The sequence below is a fragment of the Cellulomonas chengniuliangii genome (genome assembly GCF_024508335.1).
Lineage (GTDB): Bacteria > Actinomycetota > Actinomycetes > Actinomycetales > Cellulomonadaceae > Cellulomonas_A > Cellulomonas_A chengniuliangii.
In genome coordinates this window covers 1,172,624-1,194,473 of sequence record NZ_CP101988.1, presented here as the reverse complement: position 1 = coordinate 1,194,473, position 21,850 = coordinate 1,172,624, and the positions used below count along the sequence as shown (strand labels likewise).

Here is a 21,850-nt window from a genome sequence, read left to right as displayed (position 1 = left end):
CCCGTTCTGCTGGATCGCTCAGCGGCCCGTCTCGGCGCGCCAGCCGCTGTGCTTGCGCGCCGACACCCAGGCGGCGACCTGGGTGCGACGCTGCAGCCCCATCTTGGCGAGCAGCGAGGTGATGTGGTTCTTGACGGTCTTCTCCGCGACGCCGAGGCGCTCGGCGATCTCCCGGTTCGACAGGCCCTCGCCGATCAGGTCGAGCACCTTCATCTCGCTCGGCGTGAGGTTCTCCGTGGGGTCGTCGTGCCCCGCCCGCCGGCGAGTCACGGTCCGCTCGTCGAGCAGCGTGCGGCCCGACGCGACAGCGCGCACCACGTCGGTGATCTCCGCGCCGCGCACACTCTTGAGCAGGTAGGCCGAGGCGCCGGCCTCGAGCGCCGCCGTCAGCGCGTCGTCGTCGTCGAAGGACGTGAGCACGATCGCGCGGACGTCCGGGTGCAGCTTGCGCACGGCGTTGATGAGGTCGATCCCCGTGCCATCGGGCAGCTGCAGGTCGACCAGCAGGATCTGCGGTTGGACCAAGGTCGCGCGGCGGACGCCATCGGCGACGGAGCCCGCCTCGGCGATGACGGTCATGCCGTCGGCACGCTCGACCACCTCGGCGATACCGCGTCGGACCACCTCATGGTCGTCGACGATCATCACGGTGATGGGGCCGGTGCGCTCGGGCTTCGATGCGGAGTTCGTGGGGGGCACACCTCATCGTATCCAGGGAGGGGGCACATCCGGTCGAGACCCACCGGCCGCACGACATCCTGACCCCCGGACTGCGGGCGAGGGATCTACCAACGGGCGTTGCGCGGGCGCGGCTGGCACCTGGGACAGGTGTAGGAGGAGCGGTTCATGAACGTGTCCCGGCGCACGAGGGCGCCGCAGCGCGGACATGGGCGCCCCTCCTGGCCGTACACCGCGAGCGACCGGTCGAAGTAGCCCGAGGCCCCGTTCACGTTCACGTACAACGCGTCGAAGCTCGTCCCGCCCTGCGCGAGGGCCTCCCGCATGACCTCGGCGGCGCCGTCGAGCGCGCGCTCCACCTCGGCCCTGCGCAACGTCTCGGTGGGCCGGGCGTAGTGCAGCCGTGCGCGCCACAGGCCCTCGTCGGCGTAGATGTTCCCCACGCCCGAGGCCAGGGTCTGGTCGAGCAGCGCCCTTTTGAGGCCGGTCCTGCGCGCGCGGATCCGGGCGACGAGCCCGTCGCGGTCCAGGGCCGGGTCCAGCAGGTCGCGTCCGATGTGGGCCGCGGGCTCGGGGATGAGCGGCAACGGCGACCCCGCTCCCCCGGGCGCGCCGTCGGGGGTCGGCACGAGCTCGACGACGGAGAGGTGGCCGAAGGTCCGCTGGTCCACGAAATCGAGGGCTCCGCCGCCGTCCAGCCACAGCCGCACCCGCAGGTGGGGGTGCGGCTCGGCAGCGCCGGCGTCCTCGGCCGAGCCACGGACCAGGAGCTGCCCGCTCATGCCCAGGTGGGCCATGAGCGCCGCGTCGGGCAGCTCTGTCCCGGGCGCGTCGAGCAGCAGCCAGAGGAACTTGCCCCGGCGGGCGACGGCGTCCAGGCGGCGCCCCCTCAGCCGCCCGGCGAAGTCGAGCGGCCCGCCCTCGTGCCGGCGCACGCTGTAGTCCCGGCGCACCTCGACATCAGCGACGGTGCGCCCGACGATGTGGCGCGCCAGCCCGTCGCGGACGGTCTCGACCTCGGGCAGCTCCGGCAAGGCGACCCGTGCCAGGTCAGGCCGACGGGGCCGTCGAGCGTGGGAGGGCGTCGAGCGCGCCGTAGGCGTCGGCCGCGGCCTGCTGCTCGGCGAGCTTCTTCGCGGGGCCGGTGCCGGTCCCCCGGGCCTCGCCCCCGACGATCGCGCGGGCGGTGAACGTGCGGGCGTGGTCGGGGCCCTCGCCCACCACCTCGTAGACCGGGGCGCCGAGGCCGAGCTCCGCGGCTAGCTCCTGCAAGCTGGTCTTCCAGTCGAGCCCGGCCCCTAGGTCGGCCGCGGCCTCGAGGGTGGGGCCGACCAGGCGCAGCACGACTCCCCGCGCCTCCTCGAGCCCATGGGCGAGGTAGACGGCCCCGAACAGCGCCTCGAGCGTGTCGGACAGGATCGAGTCCTTGTCATCCCCGCCCGTCGCGAGCTCCCCCTTGCCGAGGAGCATGTACGACCCGAGCTCGAGCTCGCGGGCCACCGCGGCCAGGGCGCGCTGGGACACCGTCGCGGCGCGCATCTTGGCGAGCTCGCCCTCGGACAGCGTCGGATGAGTGCGGTAGAGCGTCTCGGTCACGACCAGGCCGAGCACCGTGTCCCCGAGGAACTCCAGGCGCTCGTTGGTCGGGATGCCGCCGGCCTCGTGCGCGAAGGACCGGTGGGTCAGGGACAGCACAAGAAGCTCGGGGTCCAGTTGGACCCCGAGCTTCTCGATGAGCGGTGTGGCGGCGTCGTTCATGACCAGGTCAGACGGCGCGCGCGCAGCATGCTGGTTCTCACGGTCAGACGACCGCGGCTCAGCGAGCCTCGTGCTCGGTGCGAACCGCCTCGGCGTAGCGACGGTTGTTGTACGCACCGCACGACGGGCAGGCGATGTGCGGCTGCTTGTCAGCCTTGCACTGCGGGCAGGTGCTGAGCGTCGTGGCAGTGGTCTTCCACTGCGACCGACGCGCACGGGTGTTGCTGCGCGACATCTTGCGCTTCGGAACAGCCACGGCTAGCTCTCTTTCGTCTCGTCGAACGTGCCCTGGAGGCGCCCGAGGGCAGCCCACCGAGGGTCAAGGATCTCATGCGTGTGGTCCGGGTCGTCCACCAGGCGTGCACCGCACTCGGAGCACAGGCCCGGGCAGTCGGGTCCGCACAGCGGTTGAAAGGGTAGCGCAGGCACCACCGTGTCCCGAAGCGCGGGCTCGATGTCGACCAGGTCGCCGTCGAGCTCGCGCACATCCTCCTCGGTGTCGCCGTCCTCGACCGCGACCACCGCGCGCTCAGGGTAGACGTACAACTCCTGGAAAGGCACGTCGATGTCCTCGACGACCTCTTCCAAGCATCGCACGCACTCCCCGACCGCCCGGCCGCGGACGGATCCGGTGACCAGGACCCCTTCCATCACAGCCTCGAGCCGGACTTCCAGCTCCAGGTCGCTCCCGGCAGGGATGCCGATCACCTCGGTGCCGAGGTCCTCAGGGGCGGGCACCGTCCGCTGCACGGTCCGCATCGATCCCGGACGTCGTCCGAGCTCGTGGGTGTCGAGCACGAAGGGCGAGCGGGGATCGAGGTGTGTCGCGCGCTGCACGGTCCAGGTTCCCGTCATGAGGAGTCTCGGTCCGCACGATGACCGGCAGGACCAAAGAAAGATCCTACGTCACCCCGGGCCGCGTCCCAAACCGAGTCGTCAGGCGCCGTCGGCGCCCGCCAGCCGCCCGGCGAGCTTCGCCCTGCCGGCCTGGACCTGGCTGAGGACCTTGCCCAGGTCGATCTCGAAATCGGCGAGCCTGCGGTCGCAGTAGTCGTCGGCGTCGCGGCGCAGCCCTTCGGCCGTGTGCTCCGCCTCGGCGATCAACTCGCCGGCGCGGACTCGCGCCTCCTCGACCACCTGCTCGCGCTCGACCAGCCTGGCGGCCTGCATGCGGGCCTCCCGGAGCATCGAGTCGGCCGAGGCCTGCGCCGCCTCCTGGGCGGCGGCCGCGTCGGCCAGCACGGCGTCGGCGCGCACCAGCTGGCTGGGCAGCGCGGCCATCGCCTGGTCCACGAGGTCCAGCAGCTCGGCGCGGTTCACCAGCACCGACGAGGACATGGGCATCGCCCGCGCGGACTCGATCGAGGCCGCGAGCGCCTCGAGTATCCCCGTGAGCCCTTCGGGCCGGGTGCGGTCCTCGGCGTCGTTGTGCGCGTCTGCGGTCGTCATCTGCTGCCTCCCCCCGCCGGGCCTGCGCCCAGCGCTTCGCGGACCGCCCGGCCCACGCCGGGCGGCACCAGGTCGTCGATCTCCCCTCCGAACCGGGCCACGTCCTTGACCAGCGAGGACGCGATGTGGGCGAGGGCGGTGTCGCCGATGACGAACACCGTCTCCACCCCGGTCAGGTGGCGGTTCATGAGGGCCATCGGGGTCTCGGCGTCGAAGTCGGCGCCACCCCGCAGGCCCTTGACCACGGCGGCGGCGCCGACCTCGCGCACGAAGTCGGCGAGGAGCCCGGGGATCACCTCGACCCGCACCCCGTCGATGCCCGCCAACGCCCCGCGGGCCAGCTCGACCCTCGCCTCGGGCGTCAGCAGTGCTTGCTTCGACGAGTTCCGGGCGACGCCCACGACGACCTCGTCGAAGAGGCTGCGCGCGCGCCGCACCACGTCCAGGTGGCCCAAGGTGATCGGGTCGAAGGATCCCGGGCAGACGGCGGTGGTCACGGGTGCCAACCTACGCGAGGGCGTCCCCGGACGGCTGCGTGACAGGCTGGGCGCACCAGACCCGGGTCTCGCCGTGCGCCCGCTCGTCGAACCGCTCGAGCCCCGCGGGCCACGTGGGCTCGGGGCTGCGCGCCGAGCGCTCCACCACCACCACCGCGTCGGGAGACAGGCTCCCCTCAAGCCCGGCGAGCACCACGGCCAGGTCCTTCTCGGGCACGTCGTACGGGGGGTCCAGGAGCACCAGGTCCCACGGCTGCGCGGCGCCCCGGGCGGTGAAGCGCTCGGCGCGGTCCGCGACCACGGCGACCTCGCCGGCCAGCCCGAGGGCGGCCACGTTGCGCCGGCACACCTCGACCGCGGCGCGCGCCGCCTCCACGAGGGTCGCGTGCGCCGCGCCCCTGCTGACGGCCTCGATCCCCAGCGCGCCCGAGCCGGCGTACAGGTCGAGCACGCGGGCGCCGTCCACGGCGCCCAGGTGCTCAAGGCGGGCGAACAGCGCCTCGCGCACGCGGTCGCTCGTGGGCCGGGTTCCCTTGGCGGGCACCTGCAATGTGCGCCCGCCGACTGTTCCCGCCACGATCCGGGTCATCGGCGCACCGCCCCGCCGGGCTGGGCCGGGTCCTGCCCGAGGGTGTCCTGCATGCGCTCCATCAGGGTGCGGGTGCCGCCGGACACGGCGACGACGATCACCGAGAGCACCATCTGGACGCCGAGCAGGATGGGAAGCACCGAGCCCAGCAGGATCGCGATGGCCACCGGGATCATCCCCAGGATCACCACGTCCGGCCCTCGGGCCAGCACCGAGGTGACACCCGACGGCAGCGCGCCCATGGGCGTGGACACGAGCGGGCCCGCCCAGTTCGGGGCGGGCCGGTAGGCCGAGCGGATCGCGGCGCCGGCCCACACGGGCGCCGAGGCGATCCCCAGGGCAAGCCAGGAGGCCACGTCGCCTGCCCAGGCCCCGATGGAGCCGAAGGCGGCCACCGACCACAGCAGCATCACCACGCCCGGCACGATCATGCGCCAGCGCCGCACCTGGCCCGCGGGCAGTGGGAGCAGCCGGTCCAGCACCGGGGCCATCTCCGCCCGCCGCGCGCCCTCCCCCGTGGCGGTCATCGCGGCATAGCCGCCGACGAGGATCGCGAGCAGGAACCCGACCGGGCCGGCGAGCTGGGGGACGAAGGCCACGAGCGCGGGGACGAGCGCGGCGACGACGATCTGCACCACGTGCCGGGTCGAGCGCAGCAGCACCGTCACGTCGGCCGTGAGGAGGGCCGCAGGGGCCCCGGAGACGCCGCGGAACCGCCGGGAGCCGCGCCGCCGCGTCCGGGCCGCGCCGTCCGTCAGGGCGCGGCCCAGCTCGCGGGAGTCGAGGGAGACCATGGCGCCCACCGCCTGGCTCGCCACCGAGCCGCTCTCCCGCAGGGATCGAGACGGGATGCGGTCCAGCCGGCGGTCGAGGAGCCACGCGAGCAGGCCCGCGGCGACCGCCAGCAGCGCGAGCAGCCAGGCGGGCGCCGTGGGAAGCGCGTCGAGGCTCCATCCGGCGACAGCGCCGACCAGGGCCAGGACGGGCGCCGCGGCCAGCACCAGGTCTCCGACCAGCGCCGTGGTGCGACGAGAGACCTGCAGCGTCTGCCCGATGCCCGCCGCCAGCACCACCACGGCCGCGCCGAGCGCTGCTCCGAGGCCGGCGCGCAGCACCTGCGCCATGTCCTCCCCGCCGAGCAGCCCCGCGTCGAGGAGGGCCACGATGACGGCGCCGGCGGCCGCCCCCAGCAAGGGCAGGCGCCGGGACGCCGGACGCAGCAGGCCGCGCCGGTCCACCGGCAGCGACAGCCACCAGGCCGCCTCGGCGCCGCCCGCCCCGACGGGGCCGAGCCGCCCGGCGAGCGACAGGAGGACTCCCGTCAACGCCACCACGACGACGGCGACGAGCGCCGGCAGGCTGATGCCCGCGTCGACGCCGCCGGTCGGCGGCTCGGGCAGCGCCTCGCGCAAGGAGCCCGTGATGCCCAGCGCCATCCCGATGCTGATGGCCAGGGAGATGACCGCGTAGTACACGTCGTTGAGCAGCTGCCCGAGGCTGGCCCCACCGCGCTGGTTGGCGGCCGCGGCGGTGTATCGGCGGATCGACCGGCCGGACGGCGCGGGGCCCCGGTCCGAGGGGCCGACGAGGACCGGCTCGAGCCCGTGGGCCGGGTCGAGGCCGCCGGGCTCGACGTGTGCGCTCACAGCACGCCCGGCGCGATCGCGGCGGCGGCGTCGTCGGCGCTCAGCAACTCGCACTCGTCATCGGCGATCAGCACGGCCCGGTCGGCGACGGCGCGCAGCAGCACCGGGTCGTGGGTCGCGAGGAGCACCGAGCCCCCGGTGGACTTCTCGGCGACGAGGCGCTCGGCCAGCCGGCTGCGCATCGTCAGGTCGAGCCGCTGCTCGGGCTCGTCGAGGACCAGCAGGGCGCGCGGCCGCACGAAGCCCGCGGCCAGGAGCAGCCGGCGCCGCTGGCCGGAGGACAGGGCCACGGGGAGCGAGGCGCCGTGCTCGGTCAGCCCGAAGGCCTCGAGCGCGTCCGCGACGACCTCGTCGGCGCCGCGCACCCCGTGCCCGCGGGCCGTCAGGTACAGGTGCTCTTCGACCGTGAGCGCCGGGAAGTAGGCGTCGTCGTCGAGGACGCTCGCGACCTTCGCGCGGAAGCCGGCCTCGCGCTCGTCGACCGGGCGGCCGAAGACCTCCACGGCGCCCCCGGCGGGCTTGAGCAGGCCCAGCACGGCACGCAGCACCGTGGACTTGCCCGAGCCGTTCGCGCCGACCAGGGCCAGCACACGGCCCGGCCCGAGGGTGAAGGTGACGGGAGCGCACACGGGCTCCCCGCCGTACCCGACGAGGAGGTTGCGGGCGCGGATGACAGGGGCCTTGGACACGCGCGCCAGAGTACGCGGCCTCCATGCGCGCCCCGCCGCCCGACTCGGACCGCGGACCCTCAGGCGCGGTCGAGGAACTCGTCCCGCTCGCCGGCGAGCTGCCTGTCGATCGCGTCGCGCAGGGCCGGCCACCCGACGAGCTCGGGGTCGGCGTCGACGAGCTCGCGCGCGTCGGCACGGGCGTCGGCGATCACGTCGGCGTCGCGGGTGACCCGCAGCAGGCGCAGCGAGCTCGTGGCCCCGGACTGCGCGGCGCCGAGCACGTCGCCCTCACGGCGCAGGCCCAGGTCGGCCGCGGCGAGCTCGAAGCCGTCGGAGGTCCCCGCGAGGGTGGCCAGCCGCGTGGCGGCGGGGGTCCCCTCGGGCGCCCTGGCGACCAGCAGGCAGAGGCCGGGGGCCGAGCCGCGGCCCACCCGGCCGCGCAACTGGTGCAGCTGGGAGAGGCCGAAGCGATCGGCGTCGAGCACCACCATCACTGTCGCCTCGGGCACGTCCACGCCGACCTCGATGACGGTGGTGCACACCAGCACGGGGACTCGGCCCGAGGCGAAGTCGGCGAGCGCCCGCTCCTTCTCGTCGGGGCTCATGCGCCCGTGCAGCTCGCCCACCTGGAGGCCCGCGAGGGCAGGGCGGGCGCGCAGCTCGGCGGCCACGTCGACCACCGACCGCAGCACCCGGGCGGGCGGGCCGCCATCGCCGGGCCCACCGTCGGCCGCGCTCCCGTCGAGGGCGCCGAGGTCGTCGGCCAGCAGGTCCGCCCCGTCGCCGTCGCCGTGCCGCCCGGCGCCCCGCCGGGACCCCTTGGCCTGCTCGTCGTCGGGCTCGATGCGCGGGCACACGACGTACGCGCGCCCGCCGCGCTCCACCTCCTCGCGCACCCGCTGCCAGGTGCGCTCGACCCAGGCGGCGTTGTCTGCGGGGACCACGTGCGTGGTGACGCCGCTGCGGCCCGCGGGGATCTCGCGCAGGGTCGAGGTCTCGAGGTCCCCGAACACGGTCATCGCGACGGTGCGCGGGATGGGCGTGGCCGTCATCACGAGCAGGTGCGGCGTCTGGGCGGCCTTGGCGCGCAGCAGGTCCCGCTGCTCGACGCCGAAGCGGTGCTGCTCGTCGACCACCACCAGGCCGAGGTCGGCGAACTGCACGGTCTCGGTGAGCAGCGCGTGCGTGCCGACCACGATGCCCGCGCGACCGCTCGCCGCGTCGAGGAGGTTCTCCCGGCGGGCAGCCGCGCCCTGCGAGCCGGTGAGCAGCGCGACCCGGGTGCTCAGGTCCGCGCCCCCGAGGAAGCCGCCCTCGGCGAGCTCGCCGAGCAGCAGGCGCAGCGTGCGCACGTGCTGGGCGGCGAGCACCTCGGTGGGGGCCAGCAGCGCCGCCTGGCCGCCCGCGTCGACCACCTGCAGCATCGCGCGCAGCGCCACGACCGTCTTGCCCGATCCGACCTCGCCCTGCAGCAGGCGCTGCATGGGGTGCGCGCCGGCGAGCTCGCGGGCGAGGGTCTCCCCCACCTCGCGCTGCCCGGCGGTCAGGGCGAACGGCAGCCGCTCGTCGAACTGGTCAAGCAGCGCCCCGGGGACCCGCGGGCGCGCGACGGCCTCCTGCTGCGCGGTGCGGGCCCGGCGGCGGGCCAGCTCGGCCTGCAGCACGAACGCCTCCTCGAACCGCAGCCTGTCCTGCCCGCGGCGCCACTGCCCGTCGTCGTAGGGCTCGTGCACGAGCCCGAGCGCCTCCCGCAGCCCCACCAGGCCGCGACGCGCGCGCACCGGCTCGGGCAGCGGATCGGGCAGGTCCGCGTCCGTGAGCGGGTCCAGGACCGTCCGCACGCAGCGCTGCACGCGCCAGGTGGGCGCCCCGGCCGAGGCCGGGTAGATCGGGATCGGCCGGCTGGCCTCCACGAGAGCGGCGGCCTCGTCGTCGGCGTCGACGCCGATGAGCTGGTAGTCGGGGTGGGTGAGCTGCCGCTGGCCTCGGTAGTCGGAGACCACGCCGGTGAACATGCCCGTGCGGCCCGGCAGCAGGCGCTGCTCGTGCACCCGCAACGCGCCGCGGCGCTTGGCGAAGAACGTCAGGTGCAGCGTGCGCGAGCCGTCCGTGACCACGGCCTGCAGCATCGCGCCGCCCCGTGAGCGCATCTCCCGGACGGTGGCCTGCTGCACCTCCGCCATGACGGTCACGTGCTCGCCCACGGTGAGGCTCGCGAGGTCGGTGAGCGTGCCGGGCTCGGAGTACCGGCGAGGGTAGTGCCGGAGCAGGTCGCCCGCCGTCCGCAGGCCCAGCTTCGCCAGCGGGGCGGCGCTGCGCTCCCCGAGCACCCGGGCCAGCGGCTCGTCCTGCCGGGCGCCAGGGCGCACCACGGCGTCGTCGGGCACGCTCATCGGCGCTCCTCCACGGCGCTCGGCCCCTCGGCGTGCGCGGGCACGGCCATCAGTCGACCCCCAGCCAGACGCCGGGCAGCGTCTCAACGGGCCCTGCCACGACCGTGGCGAGCCCGGGGTGGCGGTCCGCCGCGTACGCCTCCAGCCCGGCTGCCAGCACCTCGTCGACCGTGTGCCCGAGCAGCACGGTGAGCGACTCCGGCTGGGCGCCGTGCTCGTCGACGAGCCGGTCGAGCGCCGCCGCGAGGGACGCCGCGTCGGGGTCGTCGACGCGCGCCGTGCGCAGCCGCGCCAACGCCGCCGCGCATCCGGCGAGCCGCGTGCAGCCGTCGCCCGGGCCGCCCTGCAGGGCGAGGAGCCCGACGAGCACCCGAAGGTCGTCGAGCGCCTCGACGACCTCCACCTGGACGCCGGGCGCCAGCCCATGGGCGGCCGACCTGGCCTGCTCGGCGGTGGACGCATCACCGGGCAGCAGCACGACCCGGGACGCGCTGGCGTCGGTCAGCGCGCGCTGCAGGTTCCGGCCGCCGACCTCGGCGCCGTCGCAGCGGACCAGGACGACTGCTCCGCCCGCCGCGAGCGCCGCGGCGAGCTCGGGGGACGCGGTGCACGCGACGACCCCGGGCGCGGGCGCCACCGGCTGCTCCCCGGCGCGCGCTCCACCGCCGCACCCCGGATCTTCGGGGCGGAGCAGGCGGACCACCACCTGGTCGCGCGCGCCCACTGCGGCCTCGGCGATCGCCCGCGCGGGGTCGTCGGTGTGCACGTGCACGTTCCACAGGCCCTCGGCGCCCACCACGGCGACGGAGTCCCCGACGGCCTGCATCCGCGCGCTCAGCACTGCCCCGAGGCCGCCCTCGAGCCCGGGGCCCGGGCCCTCCCCCGACCCGCCCTCATGCCGGGGGCGCACCAGCAGCATCACCTCGTACGCCCCTCCGCCCTGCGGGGCTGGGTGCGGCTTCGGCCCCGAGGCGGGCAGCCAGTCCAGGTCGGCCGGCTCCTGCTCCTGGCCGGCGGCGACCCGCGCGAGCGCCTGCACCAGGACCAGCAGGCCGCAGGCGCCGGCGTCGAGCACGTGGGCCGCCCGCAGCTGGGGGTGCTTCGCGCTGATCGGGCCGAGGCTCGCGCGGCCCTGCTCCGTGGCGGCGCGCAGCACCGCCGCGACGTCCGCGGGCCCCGTGCCTGGCGCGCACGACGCCGACACGGCGGCCTCGCCCATCACCCGGGCGAGGGTCAGCACCGTGCCCTCCTGCGGGTCGGCGACGGCTCGCATCGCCGCGGTCGCGGCCGCGCGGAGCGCCTGGGCGACCTGGGCGCCGTCGGCTCGGGCGGGAAGCGCCTCGGCGAGGCCCGCGAGGTACTGGCTGACGATGACGCCGGAGTTCCCCCGCGCGGCGAGCAGGGCCCCGCGCGCGAAGGCCCGGGCCGCGACGTCGGCGCCCTCGTCGGCCCCCTCGCCCGGCAGCGCGGCGACCTCGGCGGCGCCCCCGGCGACGGTGAGGTGCAGGTTGGTCCCGGTGTCCGAGTCGGCCACCGGGAACACGTTCACCGCGTCGATGCGGTCGCGCGCACCGGCCAGCGCCTCCTGCGCCGCGAGCGCCCAGGCGCGCACAGCCGTCCCGTCGAGCAGTCTCACGCGGTTCCGTCCTCCATCCGATCCAGCCCACACGATGCCGCATCCCGCCCACGTTTGGGCCCACCGGGGAGGTGGGCTAGTCTGTAGCGGTTGCCCGGCTGCGTCCGGGCACGGGTCGCGCCCCATTCCGGGTTGTGCGCCCGCCCCCGGACCAGAACTTCGCCGCGCTGCGGCGTGTCAAGACCGAATCAGGAGAACACCGTGGCTGCCAACTGCGAAGTCTGCGCCAAGGGCCCGAGCTTCGGGCACAGCATCTCGCACTCTCACGTGCGGACGAAGCGTCGCTGGAACCCGAACATCCAGCGCGTGCGCGCCGTCGTCGCGGGAACCCCGAAGCGTCTGTACGTCTGCACCTCCTGCCTCAAGGCCGGCAAGGTCCAGCGCGCGATCTGAGCCCTTCCCGCAGTGCGCGAAGGCCCGTGAGGAGATCCTCACGGGCCTTTGTGCTGCTCAAGGACTGATGGGCCGTGGGGTCGTGTGGCAGGGTGAGGGCATGCCGGACGATCTCGACGAGGTGACCATCCGCACCGCCCAGGTGGACGACGCCCCCGCGATCGCGCGTGTGCACGTGCGATCCTGGCAGGAGGCCTACGAGAGCATCGTGCCCGCCGCGCACCTGGCCTCACTCGATCCGGAGACCCGCGCCGACGAGTGGGCCCGGAACCTGGCGAACGGCCCGCACGACCACGTCCGCACGTGGATCGCGGCGCTCGAGGGGGCCCTGCTCGGGTTCGTGACCGTCGGACCGAGTCGGGACGAGGACGCGCGACCGCGCGAGCGCGAGATCTACTCGATGTACCTGGACCCGGGGACGTGGGGGCACGGCGTCGCCCGCCACCTCGTCCGGACGGTGGTGCACGAGCTCGGGGAGTCGGCGCCCCTATCGCTGTGGGTGCTCGCCGAGAACGAGCGCGCCCGCCACTTCTTCCGCCGCACGGGCTTCCAGCCCGACGGCACCGAGCGCTTCGAGGACGTGGGCGGCGCCGAGCTGCTCCAGGTCCGCTACCGCCGCGGCTGACGCCCGGCGCGGGCGGCTACCGCGCGAAGTGGTCCCACCCGACGCCGGACACTTCGGGCGCGCCACCGCCGACCGTGACCGCGGGCTCATCCTCCGAGGCCGCGAGCACCCGTCCCACGACCCGGAAGGGCGCCGGCAGCGGCGTGCGGGCGGGGAACGTCGCCAGCAGGCCGTGGTCCTCACCGCCGGTCAGCACCCAGGCCCGGGGATCGGCCCCCACGGCGCGCGCCGCCGCCGAGACCCGGGCCAGGTCCTCCCCGAAGGCCACGTCCACCGGGTCCAGGTCGATCCGCGACCCGCTCGCGGCGGCGATCCGCCCGGCGTCGCGCAGCAGCCCGTCGGAGACGTCGAGCATCGCCGTCGCCCCCGACGCGGCGGCCGCGGCGCCCGCGGCGATCGGGGGGTCGGGGCGCAGGTACGCGGCGACCAGCGTGGGGTCCAGGTCGGGCAGGCCCGCGCCGAGCAGCGCCAGACCGGCGGCGGAGCGCCCACGGACTCCCGCGTGCGCGACCACGTCGCCGGGCCGCGCCCCGGAGCGCAGCACGGGCACCCTCCCTTCCAGGTCTCCCAGCACCGTCACCGAGACGACCACCACCGGGCCTCCGGACAGGTCGCCGCCGACGACGCCCGCGCCGTGCGGGCCGCAGGCGCCCGCGAGCCCGCGCGCGAGCCCTTCCACCCACGAGGCGGGCAGGTCCGCCGGGGCGACGAGCGCCACCACCAGGGCCGTGGGGCGGGCGCCCATCGCGGCGATGTCGGCGAGGTTCTGCGCAGCCGCCCGCCAGCCCACGTCGGCGCCGCTCGACCACTCCCGGCGGAAGTGCTGCCCCTCCACCAGGACGTCCGTCGAGACGACCACACGACCGTCCTGCGCGCGCACCACGGCCGCGTCGTCGCCGGGCGGCACGACGGTGCCGGGTCCCTGGGGCAGGTGGGGGAAGATCCGGGCGAGGATCGCGTCCTCGGACAGGTCGGCGACGGTCGGGTCGTCGGAAGCGCTCACGGCGCCACGGTATCCCGGACACCCGGCGGTGGTCGCTGGCCGGCGCCGCGCCGGGTTAGCGTGGCGGCGTGAATCCCGCATCCCGCGCGCGACGGCCCCTCAGCGTGGCCGCCGCGGCCTCAGCGCTCGGCCTGCTGCTCGCGGGCTGCACGTCGGCGGTGTCGGTGGCCAGCGCCCCCCACGCCGCGGACCCCGCCTGCGCCAGCGTCGTGCTGGCCCTGCCCGAGGTGCTCGGCGACCTCGAGCTCCTCGACACGACCAGCCAGGCCAGCGCCGCGTGGGGCTCGCCCGAGGCCGCCGTGGTGCTGCGCTGCGGGGTCGACGCCCCGCCTCCCACCACCGACCGCTGCGTCACCGTCGAGACCCCGGGCGGGCCCTCGGTGGACTGGGTGACGGTGGCCGGCGAGCCGGACGCCGACGGCGCGACCGACTGGACGTTCACCACCTACGGCCGCGAGCCCGCCGTCGAGCTGCTGGTGCCGGCCGCGGTCACCGCGGGCCACTCGACGAGCTTCGTCGACCAGCTCGGCCCAGCCATCGCCCTCGTGGAGCCCACCCGCTCCTGCCTGTGACCGCCGGGCCCGACGGCTCGACGCGGGCTGTTGCGCTCGAAGCGGCCTCGCGCCTCAGCGCAGGCCGGTGGGCCGGTGCAGGGCCAGCTGGAGCAGCTCGTCGACGAGCTGCGAGTACGGCAGGCCCGAGGCCTCCCACATGCGCGGGTACATCGAGAACGGCGTGAAGCCGGGCATCGTGTTGATCTCGTTGACGACGACCTCGCCCGCCTCCGTGACGAACACGTCGACCCTGGCCAACCCCTCGCAGTCGACGGCCTCGAAGGTGCGCACGGCGACGTCCCGCACCCGCTCGATGATGTCGGCGGGCAGGTCGGCGGGGCAGCTCAGCTCGACGTCCGCCTCCGCCAGGTACTTCGCCTCGAAGTCGTAGAAGTCGTGCCGGGCGTCGGTGACCACGATCTCGCCGGGCAGGGACGCCCGAGCACGCTGCGCGCCCGGGCTGCCGAGCACCGCGCACTCGATCTCACGGCCGACGATGGCCGCCTCGATGATCACCTTCGGGTCGTGGCGCTCGGCCTCGGCCACCGCGGCGGGCAGGTCGGCGAGGTCGGTCACCCGTGTGATGCCCAGGCTGGAGCCCGCCCGGGCCGGCTTGACGAACAGCGGCAGGCCCAGCGGCTCGAGGCGCGCGCGCACCCCGTCGGGGTCGCGGTCCAGCTCGCCGGGCCGCAGCACCGTGTACGGGCCGATCGGCAGCCCCTGGCCCGCGAGGACCAGCTTCATGAACTGCTTGTCCATGCCCACCGCGGACGCGAGCACCCCGGCTCCGACGTACCGCAGGTCGGCCAGCTCGAGCATGCCCTGCACGGTGCCGTCCTCGCCGAACGGGCCGTGCAGCAACGGGAACACCACGTCGATCCGCCCCAGGTCCCGAGGCGGCAGGCCGTCGGCCAGCACGTGCGCCGACCGCTCGTCAGTGGACTGAGGCAGCAGGACGCGCTCCGGGGCGTCCGCGACCTGCGGCAGCCTGCCGTTGGTGATCGACCACGCGTCCGGGTCCGGATCGACGCCCACCCACCGGCCGCTGGGGGTGATGCCCACCGGGATCACGTCGTAGCGGTCGCGGTCGATCGCCCGCAGCACGCCGCCCGCGGTCGCACAGCTGATCGCGTGCTCCCCCGAGCGGCCGCCGAAGAGCAGCAGCACCCGAGGGCGCCCGGCCGGGGTGGACGTCGGGGCAAGGTCCTGGGGGCGCGGGGTCGTGTCCATCGCGTGCGACCTTACCGCGCGACCTCGTGCCCCCGGCGTCCGTGGGGCGGCCCGTGGGCCCCGTTGGACGCCCCCGCCTGGACACGCGGGCCGTGGGTAGCCTGCTGCCATGTCGCACGAGCCCGCAGACCAGGCCCCGTCCACCCTCGCCGTGACCGCCGGACGGCCTGTCCGCACGCAGGGCTCACCGGTCAATCCGCCGCTCGTGCTGTCCTCCACGTACGTCTCAACGGGCGTGCCCGGCCCGGGCGAGCTGCTGTACGCGCGCGCCGGCACGGAGACGTGGCAGCCGTTCGAGGAGGCGCTGGCTGCGCTCGAGGGCTCCACCAGGCCCGGGCTCGTGTTCGGCTCGGGCATGGCGGCCATCGCCGCGGCGTTCTCCCTGATCCCCGTCGGCGGCCGCCTCGTGATGCCGCGCCACTCGTACCAGGTGACCCTCGCCTTCGCGCATGAGCTCGCGGAGCGGTCGGGCGTCGACGTCGTGCTCGTGGACATCGACGACACCCCCGCCGTGCTCGCCGCGGTGGCCGCCGCCCCGACGTCCATGCTGTGGGTCGAGTCGCCCACCAACCCGATGCTCGAGGTGGCGGACCTGCCCGCGCTCATCGCCGGAGCCCACGCGGAGGGCGCCCTGGTCGCGGTCGACAACACGTTCGCCACGCCGCTGGGGCAGCAGCCGCTGTCCATGGGCGCGGACCTGGTGGTCCACTCCGTGACGAAGTACCTCGCGGGGCACAGCGACGTGGTGCTCGGCGCCGCGCTCGCCGACGACGCCGAGCTGCACGGCCGGCTGCTGGCGCACCGCACCCTGCACGGCGCGATCGCCGGGCCGTTCGAGGTGTGGCTCGCGCTGCGCGGGCTGCGCACGCTGGCATTGCGGGTCGAGCGCTCGCAGGCCACCGCGGCCGAGCTCGCCCGGCGGCTGGCGGAGCACCCGGACGTGCTCGAGGTGCGTCACCCGAGCCTTCCGTCCGACCCTGGCCACGAGCGGGCGGCGCGCCTGATGAACGGGTTCGGCTCGATCATCGGGGTGCGTCCCCGCGGCGGGTCGGACGCGGCCGACACGGTGACGCGGGCGGTCCGCCTGTGGGCGCCCGCGACGAGCCTGGGCGGCGTCGAGTCCACCCTGGAGCGGCGTCGGCGGTTCGCCACCGAGTCCCTCACCGTGCCGGAGGACCTGCTGCGGCTGTCGGTCGGCATCGAGGACGTCGAGGACGTCTGGCGCGACCTGGACCAGGCGCTGCGCGCGGCGCACGCCGCTCCGGCGGCCAGCGCGGAGGCGCTCGCCGACGAGGTCGCGGGCGCCTAGGCCCGCGAACGCCCCGGGCACACCGCAGCCGTCAGACCCGCTCAGCCTTGTGCGGGCGGCCCAGCAGCAGCGGCGCGAGGTCCTCGACGGGCAGCCCCTCGTGCAGCACCTGGACGACGGCGGACGTGATGGGCATCTCGACGCCCACGGAGTGCGCGAGCTCGAGCACCGACCGTGAGCTCTTGACGCCCTCGGCGGTGCCGCCGGTGGCCGTGAGCGCCTCGTTGAGCGTCATCCCCTGGCCCAGGTGCACGCCGAGCTTGTGGTTGCGGGAGTCGGGCGAGGCGCAGGTCGCCATGAGGTCGCCCATGCCCGCCAGGCCCGGGAACGTGGCCGGCTGGGCGCCGAGCGCGAGCCCCAGGCGGGTGATCTCGACCAGCCCTCGCGTGATGACGGTGGCCATGGTGTTGTACCCGAGCCCGCGGCCCTGCGAGATGCCGACCGCGAGCGCGATGACGTTCTTGACGGCCCCGCACAGCTCCACGCCGACGACGTCGTCGTTGGTGTAGGGCCGGAAGTACGCGGACGCGCAGGCGCGCGCCACGAGCGCGGCCGTCTCCGGGCTGGTGGACGCGACCACGGTGGCGGTGGGCTGGTGCTCGGCGATCTCACGGGCGAGGTTGGGCCCGGACACGACGGCGACGCGGTCGTCGGGGAGCGCGAGGGCCTCGGCGACGACCTGGCTCATGCGCCGGTCGGTGGCGAGCTCGACGCCCTTCATCAGGCTGACCGCCACAGCGCCGGCGGGGAAGGCGGCGCGCAGCGGCTCGAGGGTGGCGCGCACGCTCTGCGAGGGGATCGCGATGGCGACCAGGTCGGCCCCTTCCAGGACGGCCGACGCGTCGGTCGACGCGCGCAGGGCGGGCGGCAGGTCGACACCGGGCAGGTAGCGCTCGTTGCGGTGCTTGAGGGTGATCTCCTCGCACGTCGCGGTCGTCCGGCCCCAGAGCGCCACGTCGCAGCCCGCGTCGGCGAGGACCGCGGCGAACGCCGTCCCCCAGCTCCCGGTGCCCAGCACCGCGGCCCGCAGGCCCGCGCCGGCGCTCACGCCTGGGCCTCCGGCCGTGCGCGCCGCGGGTCGAAGACCTCCGCGGGGGCCTTCTCGCCGCGGATGTCCTCGAGCAGCGCGGTGATGGCCGCCATGACCCTGCCCGTGGCCTCGCGCAGCGTCGCGGTGTCGAGCGGGCGGCCGTAGAGGTCGTCGAGGGCAACGGGCGGCCCGGCGACCACCGTCACGAGCTTGCGCGGGAAGGGCCGGAACACCTTGCCGTAGCGCCCCAGCACGTTCTGCGGGCCCCACTGGGCGACGGGGATGACCGGGACGCGGGTGGTCAGCGCGAGCCGGGCGATGCCGGTCTTGCCGACCATGGGCCACAGGTCCAGGTCGCCCGTGAGGGTGCCCTCGGGGAAGACCGCCACGCACTCCCCCTTGACCAGCGCCTCGACGGCGGCGTCGAGCGACTGCCCCGCTTGCACGGTGTTGCGGTGCACGGGGATCTGGCCCGTGGCGCGTAGGAGGCTCCCCATCACGGGGATCCTGAACAGCGACGACTTCGCCAGGACCTTGGGCGCGACCCCGTTGTCGTACAGGAAGTGCGCGAAGGTCAGCGGGTCGAAGTTCGTCATGTGGTTGGCCGCCGCGATGTACCCCCCCGACGCGGGGAGATGCTCGGCGCCCCGCCAGTCGCGCCGGGTGATGGCCCGCAGCAGCGGCCGGATCACGCGGGCGATGTTGCGGTAGGCGCGGTTCGATCGCTCCGGTGCTCGCACGGTCAGGGATGCTACCCGCCCGGGCCGGGAGACCTCATCTGGTCCCAGGGCTGACCGTGGCGGGACCGACCATCACCTCGTCGCCTTCGTCCAGGAGCGCGCCGGCGAGCAGCTCCACGTAGCCGTCGCGCCGCTCGCCCAGCTCGACGGCGACCCTGCGGGCGCCCTCCTCGCCCGCCGCCATCACGTACTTGCCGTCCTGGTCCTCGTGGACGGCGTCGAGCGGCACCACGAGCCGGGGGGCCGGAGCCCGCCCGCCCGTCAGGGTGACCACGACCCGGGCGCCGTCCGCGATCCCGGCCTCCGCGGCGCCGGGCGCCGCGATGGCCACGGCTCCGCCGGGATCGGCCGTCGCCCCGCCCGCCCCCGGGTCTGAGGCGAGGGCCGAGGCGGTGGGCAGGATCGTGCCGGGCACGGCGTCGTCCGAGCCGACCACCCGCACCTCGACCGCGGCGCCCGGCTCGAAGGCGTCTCGCCGGGCGGCTGGCCCGCTCACGGTGAGCAGTGGCGTCCCGCCGACCAGCTCTGCCACCGTGGCCTGGTCCGGGGTCAGCACGGCGCCCAGCTCGGTGATGCTCGTCACCATCGCCCCCTCGCCCGGCACGTGGGCGATCTCGGCAGGCGGCAGCCACACCCCGGCCTCGTCCCTCGCGCGGACCAGCGCCCGCTGCGCCTGCGTGACGTCCGCGGCCGACGGCTCGCCCACCCCGTCCTCTGCGGCGTCCTGGGCGGCCTGCAACGACGCCCAGCGGTCCTCGGCCTGCTGCAGGGCCGCCGTCCGCTGGGCGTCGGGCGGCGCGGTCTCGTATCCCGCCTGCGCGTACAGCGCGGCGACCGCGTCGGCCGTGAGCGGCCCGAAGAGCCCGTCCAGGTCGCCGGTGTACAGGCCGAGCTCGGCCAGCGCGGCCTGCAGCTGGCGCACGTCCTCCCCGGTGTCGCCGGCGCGCAACGGGCGGTACAGGGGCACCTCGGTGGCCAGGGCGATGATCGGGCGCCCTGAGATCCCGATCACCACGTTCCCGGACGAGACGACCGTCCCGACGTCCGCGGGGGCGTCCGTCACCACGAGCCGCTCGATGGGAGGCGCCGCCGCCGGCGCCGGGACGGAGATCCGGGAGGCGAGCCGCACCGTCCCCCGCAGCGTGGGCGCCTCCCCGCCGAGGGCTCGGCGCTCCACCACCGCCCGGGTGGCCGCGGTGGGCTCCGGCTCCCGCTTGCTCGGCGCGGAGCGCGTCGTGGGCGTCAGGAGGGCGACGACGAGCACCGCCGCGACGGCCGCCGCGAGGGCTGTCGCCACCCACCACGCGCCCGCGCGGGGCCGCTCGGACCGGGCGTGCGTCGGGCTGGCGCGCCTCATCGTGGCTCCCGTGCGGCCGACCCCGGGTCGTGCGCCTCCGCGGGGCGGGCGCGTCCACGCGAGGGGCCGCCACGGGTCGTCTGCACGAGGCCTCCCCCCACACCGGAGCGCATGAACGCGGCCGGGGGGACGCCACGTTCGCACGCTACCCCCGAACCCACGGCCCGGCTCTCCCAGGGCGCCACCTGCGAGGACCCGCCGACGGGCCCTGGGGAACCCGCACGCTCAGGGAATGAGGACCTTGAGGTGCTGCACCAGGCCCACCTGGGCGCCGCCCACCTCGCGCGTGCTGCGCAGGTCCGTGCTGTGCCAGCCGGAGCGGGCGTAGAACCGCCGGGCGCGGGCGTTCTCCGGGATCACCCACAGCACGGCCACCCGGTGGCCGAGCAGCACCAGCTCGTCCTCGGCCGCCGCGAGCAGTGCCGGCCCCACGCCGGTCCCCCAGGCCTCAGGCAGCACGTTGATCGCGTACAGCTCGCCGTCGGGGACGCTCTCGAAAGCCGGCCCGAGGTTCGCGAAGCCCACGACGCGCCCGTCCAGCTGCCCGACGAGGGTGTGGGGCCGCAGGCCGTCCTCGAGCAACGACCGCCATCGGGCGCCGGCGACGTCCGCGTCCATGCCGTCGAGCAACTCGTCCGGCAGCATGCCGCGGTAGGCCGCTCGCCAGGCCCCGACGTGCACCTCGCCCAGCGCGGACGCGTCGGCAGCCGCCGCGGGGCGCACGAGCACGCTGCCGCGGCGGCCCACGCCGGACGGCCGCGGCGACGGGCCAGAGTCCTCCACAGGGTGGTCCGGGTCGCGCGCGGCGGCGGTCACGCTGGGCTCAGTCCCGGCTGAACTCGGCGCCCAGGGCGCCGAGCTTGTCCATGAAGTGCTCGTAGCCGCGGTCGATCAGGCTGATCCCCCGCACCGAGGACGTGCCCTTGGCGGCGAGCGCGGCGATCAGGTGCGAGAAGCCGCCGCGCAGGTCCGGCACCACGATGTCCGCGGCGGCGAGCGGCGTCGGGCCCGAGATGACGGCCGAGTGGTAGAAGTTCCGCTGCCCGAAGCGGCACGGCCGCCCGCCGAGGCACTCCTTGTACACCTGGATCGTCGCGCCCATGCCGCGCAGCGCGTCGGTGAAGCCGAAGCGGTTCTCGTAGACCGTCTCGTGCACGATGGACAGGCCCTTGGCCTGCGTCAGCGCCACGACGAGGGGCTGCTGCCAGTCCGTCATGAAGCCCGGGTGCACGTCGGTCTCCAGCACGATGGAGCGCAGGTCCCCGCCGGGGTGGAAGAACCGGATGCCCTCGTCGTCCACGGCGAACTCCCCGCCCACCTTGCGGAACGTGTTGAGGAATGCCGTCATCTCCGGCTGGGTGGCGCCGCGCACGTAGATGTCGCCGCCCGTGGCCAGCGCGGCCGACGCCCACGACGCGGCCTCGATCCGGTCCGACAGCGCGGTGTGCTGGAAGCCCACGAGGCGGTCGACGCCCTCGATGCGGATCACGCGGTCGGTGTCGACTGAGATGATCGCGCCCATCTTCTGCAGCACGTTGATCAGGTCCATGATCTCGGGCTCGATCGCGGCGTTCGCGAGCTCGGTGATGCCCTCGGCGCGCACCGCCGTCAGCAGCAGCTGCTCGGTGGCGCCCACGCTCGGGTACGGCAGCGCGATCTTGGTGCCCTGCAGCCGGCGCGGCGCCTCGATGTGGATGCCACCCTCGCGCTTCTCCACGACGGCGCCGAACTGCCGCAGGATGTCGAGGTGGAAGTTGATCGGCCGGTCGCCGATCCGGCAGCCGCCCAGGTCGGGGATGAACGCCTCGCCGAGCCGGTGCAGCAGCGGCCCGCAGAACAGGATCGGGATGCGGCTGGAGCCCGCGTGGGCGTCGATGTCGGCCACGTGCGCCGACTCGACGTTCGACGGGTCGAGCACGAGGGTGCCGTCCTGCGCCTGGACCTCGACGCCGTGCAGCTGGAGCAGACCGGTGACGACGCCCACGTCGCGGATCTGGGGGACGTTGCGCAGGGTGCTCGGGGTCTCGCCCAGCAGGGCGGCCACCATGGCCTTCGAGACGAAGTTCTTGGCCCCTCGGACGGTGATCTCACCCGACAGCGGGGTGCCGCCGTTGACGTACAGCAGGTCGCTCATGCCCCCATGGTGAACCATCAACATGGTCTGGACGTAACGGGCGGCCCGCCGAGCCGTCCCCTAGCGCCGAACCTTCACATCGTCACGCGCGCCGGAGCTCGATGTGGGCCCGGCGATCGGCGCTCGGGCTCCCGTCCCCCGGACGCACGACAGGCGGC

General features: G+C 75.2%; 23 protein-coding genes. 4 read left to right on the top strand and 19 right to left on the bottom strand.

Annotated elements, in window-relative coordinates; translation table 11 throughout:
- Positions 1–18: 18 nt before the first annotated feature.
- The 12 genes from NP064_RS05560 to NP064_RS05505 all read right to left on the bottom strand — a co-directional run bounded on the left by NP064_RS05560 (position 19) and on the right by NP064_RS05505 (position 11,317).
- Entirely contained in the window at positions 19–645 is a 627-nt protein-coding gene (locus tag NP064_RS05560) for a response regulator (RefSeq protein WP_227570632.1), read from the bottom strand.
- A 140-nt stretch (positions 646–785) separates the two neighbouring features.
- The gene (gene mutM, locus NP064_RS05555) at positions 786–1,712 is read right to left on the bottom strand and encodes a bifunctional DNA-formamidopyrimidine glycosylase/DNA-(apurinic or apyrimidinic site) lyase (RefSeq protein ID WP_227570603.1); all 927 of its coding nucleotides are present in this window, start codon (positions 1,710–1,712) and stop codon (positions 786–788) included.
- A 16-nt stretch (positions 1,713–1,728) separates the two neighbouring features.
- The gene (rnc, locus tag NP064_RS05550; RefSeq protein WP_227570602.1) at positions 1,729–2,436 is read right to left on the bottom strand and encodes a ribonuclease III; all 708 of its coding nucleotides are present in this window, start codon (positions 2,434–2,436) and stop codon (positions 1,729–1,731) included.
- Positions 2,437–2,494: 58 nt separating this feature from the next.
- Positions 2,495–2,692, bottom strand: coding sequence for a 50S ribosomal protein L32 (rpmF, locus tag NP064_RS05545; RefSeq protein ID WP_227570601.1), 198 nt, complete (start codon positions 2,690–2,692; stop codon positions 2,495–2,497).
- Positions 2,693–2,694: 2 nt separating this feature from the next.
- Positions 2,695–3,291, bottom strand: coding sequence for a YceD family protein (locus NP064_RS05540; protein WP_227570600.1), 597 nt, complete (start codon positions 3,289–3,291; stop codon positions 2,695–2,697).
- Positions 3,292–3,372: 81 nt separating this feature from the next.
- On the bottom strand, positions 3,373–3,885 hold the full coding sequence (locus NP064_RS05535) for a hypothetical protein (protein ID WP_227570599.1): 513 nt from the start codon (positions 3,883–3,885) through the stop codon (positions 3,373–3,375).
- The gene (coaD, locus tag NP064_RS05530; protein ID WP_227570598.1) at positions 3,882–4,382 is read right to left on the bottom strand and encodes a pantetheine-phosphate adenylyltransferase; all 501 of its coding nucleotides are present in this window, start codon (positions 4,380–4,382) and stop codon (positions 3,882–3,884) included. The genes NP064_RS05535 and coaD overlap by 4 nt, the downstream gene beginning before the upstream one ends.
- Positions 4,383–4,392: 10 nt before the next feature.
- A complete protein-coding gene (gene rsmD, locus NP064_RS05525) occupies positions 4,393–4,971 on the bottom strand; it encodes a 16S rRNA (guanine(966)-N(2))-methyltransferase RsmD (RefSeq protein ID WP_227570597.1) in 579 nt (192 codons plus the stop codon).
- Positions 4,968–6,617, bottom strand: a complete 1,650-nt coding sequence (locus NP064_RS05520; protein WP_227570596.1) for a DUF6297 family protein — start codon at positions 6,615–6,617, stop codon at positions 4,968–4,970. The genes rsmD and NP064_RS05520 overlap by 4 nt, the downstream gene beginning before the upstream one ends.
- A complete protein-coding gene (locus NP064_RS05515; protein WP_227570595.1) occupies positions 6,614–7,306 on the bottom strand; it encodes an ABC transporter ATP-binding protein in 693 nt (230 codons plus the stop codon). Before NP064_RS05515 ends, NP064_RS05520 begins: the two co-directional genes overlap by 4 nt.
- Before the next feature lie 59 nt (positions 7,307–7,365).
- Positions 7,366–9,681 (bottom strand): ATP-dependent DNA helicase RecG, encoded by a 2,316-nt coding sequence (locus tag NP064_RS05510; RefSeq protein WP_227570594.1) that lies wholly within the window; start codon positions 9,679–9,681, stop codon positions 7,366–7,368.
- Between the two features lie 49 nt (positions 9,682–9,730).
- The gene (locus tag NP064_RS05505) at positions 9,731–11,317 is read right to left on the bottom strand and encodes a DAK2 domain-containing protein (RefSeq protein ID WP_227570593.1); all 1,587 of its coding nucleotides are present in this window, start codon (positions 11,315–11,317) and stop codon (positions 9,731–9,733) included.
- Positions 11,318–11,518: 201 nt separating this feature from the next.
- Here NP064_RS05505 and rpmB point away from each other — a divergent pair, with 201 nt between their 5' ends.
- Positions 11,519–11,710 (top strand): 50S ribosomal protein L28, encoded by a 192-nt coding sequence (gene rpmB / locus NP064_RS05500; protein ID WP_066587508.1) that lies wholly within the window; start codon positions 11,519–11,521, stop codon positions 11,708–11,710.
- Between the two features lie 100 nt (positions 11,711–11,810).
- Positions 11,811–12,335, top strand: coding sequence for a GNAT family N-acetyltransferase (locus NP064_RS05495; protein ID WP_227570592.1), 525 nt, complete (start codon positions 11,811–11,813; stop codon positions 12,333–12,335).
- Between the two features lie 16 nt (positions 12,336–12,351).
- Here NP064_RS05495 and NP064_RS05490 read toward each other — a convergent pair whose 3' ends face one another.
- Positions 12,352–13,338 carry a thiamine-phosphate kinase gene (locus NP064_RS05490; protein ID WP_227570591.1) on the bottom strand — a complete coding sequence of 329 codons (987 nt, stop codon included), beginning with the start codon at positions 13,336–13,338 and terminating at the stop codon, positions 12,352–12,354.
- A gap of 68 nt (positions 13,339–13,406) precedes the next feature.
- Here NP064_RS05490 and NP064_RS05485 point away from each other — a divergent pair, with 68 nt between their 5' ends.
- On the top strand, positions 13,407–13,910 hold the full coding sequence (locus NP064_RS05485) for a DUF3515 domain-containing protein (RefSeq protein WP_227570590.1): 504 nt from the start codon (positions 13,407–13,409) through the stop codon (positions 13,908–13,910).
- Between the two features lie 54 nt (positions 13,911–13,964).
- Here NP064_RS05485 and NP064_RS05480 read toward each other — a convergent pair whose 3' ends face one another.
- Positions 13,965–15,122 (bottom strand): D-alanine--D-alanine ligase family protein, encoded by a 1,158-nt coding sequence (locus NP064_RS05480; protein ID WP_227570589.1) that lies wholly within the window; start codon positions 15,120–15,122, stop codon positions 13,965–13,967.
- 109 nt (positions 15,123–15,231) lie between these two features.
- Here NP064_RS05480 and NP064_RS05475 point away from each other — a divergent pair, with 109 nt between their 5' ends.
- Positions 15,232–16,431, top strand: coding sequence for a trans-sulfuration enzyme family protein (locus NP064_RS05475; protein WP_227570588.1), 1,200 nt, complete (start codon positions 15,232–15,234; stop codon positions 16,429–16,431).
- A gap of 31 nt (positions 16,432–16,462) precedes the next feature.
- Here the strand turns inward: NP064_RS05475 and NP064_RS05470 are convergent, their stop codons facing one another.
- The 5 genes from NP064_RS05470 to murA form a co-directional block, all read right to left on the bottom strand.
- On the bottom strand, positions 16,463–17,479 hold the full coding sequence (locus tag NP064_RS05470) for an NAD(P)H-dependent glycerol-3-phosphate dehydrogenase (RefSeq protein WP_227570587.1): 1,017 nt from the start codon (positions 17,477–17,479) through the stop codon (positions 16,463–16,465).
- Positions 17,476–18,201, bottom strand: coding sequence for a lysophospholipid acyltransferase family protein (locus NP064_RS05465; protein ID WP_227570586.1), 726 nt, complete (start codon positions 18,199–18,201; stop codon positions 17,476–17,478). Before NP064_RS05465 ends, NP064_RS05470 begins: the two co-directional genes overlap by 4 nt.
- A gap of 34 nt (positions 18,202–18,235) precedes the next feature.
- Positions 18,236–19,558: a peptidoglycan-binding protein gene (locus NP064_RS05460; protein ID WP_227570585.1), complete on the bottom strand. Its 1,323-nt coding sequence runs from the start codon at positions 19,556–19,558 to the stop codon at positions 18,236–18,238.
- 225 nt (positions 19,559–19,783) lie between these two features.
- Entirely contained in the window at positions 19,784–20,374 is a 591-nt protein-coding gene (locus NP064_RS05455; RefSeq protein ID WP_227570584.1) for a GNAT family N-acetyltransferase, read from the bottom strand.
- Positions 20,375–20,381: 7 nt separating this feature from the next.
- Entirely contained in the window at positions 20,382–21,692 is a 1,311-nt protein-coding gene (gene murA / locus NP064_RS05450; RefSeq protein ID WP_227570583.1) for a UDP-N-acetylglucosamine 1-carboxyvinyltransferase, read from the bottom strand.
- Positions 21,693–21,850 lie beyond the last annotated feature (158 nt).